Below are 556 nucleotides of genomic sequence, written 5' to 3'. Positions count from 1 at the left end.
GGGTTTATCTAGGCGATGCTGATTTGGTTTTTGATGTCCGTTTTTTACCGAATCCACATTATATTTCTGAATTACGTGATAAAAATGGAACAGATCAAGAAGTTTATGATTATGTGATGGAACATCCGCAATCTGAAGAATTCTATCAAAATTTGATGAAGATGTTGGTTCCGATTCTCCCTGCTTATAAAAAAGAAGGGAAATCAGTTTTGACAATTGCTTTTGGCTGTACCGGAGGTCAACACCGCTCAGTGGCCTTTGCTGAACGAGTTTCTGCTGCTTTAAGAGAAAAGTGGCATCTAAATGTTAGTCATAGAGACAAAGACCGTAGAAAGGAAACGGTAAATCGTTCATGAGCAATCCTAAAGTTGTCGTTATCGGTGGTGGGACCGGAATTCCTGTCGTTCTAAAAGCATTACGTAAAGAAAAAGTTGATTTAACAGCGATTGTAACCGTTGCGGATGATGGAGGTTCTTCTGGACGGATTCGTTCTTCAGTCAGTAGATATTCTATCGGGTATCAAGTCATGGCTAAATAATCAACTAGCAATTCGGGT

1 protein-coding gene and 1 pseudogene are annotated in these 556 nt (G+C 39.6%); both read left to right on the top strand.

Annotated elements, in window-relative coordinates:
- The coding region (locus tag BABA_RS12830; RefSeq protein WP_007085619.1) for a RapZ C-terminal domain-containing protein at nucleotides 1–356 on the top strand (356 nt) is incomplete at its 5' end.
- A pseudogene (locus tag BABA_RS12825) lies at nucleotides 353–499 on the top strand (2-phospho-L-lactate transferase CofD family protein); the annotation flags it as partial. The gene BABA_RS12830 and the pseudogene BABA_RS12825, both read left to right, overlap by 4 nt.
- Between the last annotated feature and the right edge of the window lie 57 nt (nucleotides 500–556).

It is taken from the genome of Neobacillus bataviensis LMG 21833 (assembly GCF_000307875.1).
Classification (GTDB): Bacteria; Bacillota; Bacilli; order Bacillales; family Cytobacillaceae; genus Neobacillus; species Neobacillus bataviensis.
Note: the sequence above shows the minus strand (reverse complement) of the source record. Positions and strands in the feature narration are given on the sequence as shown.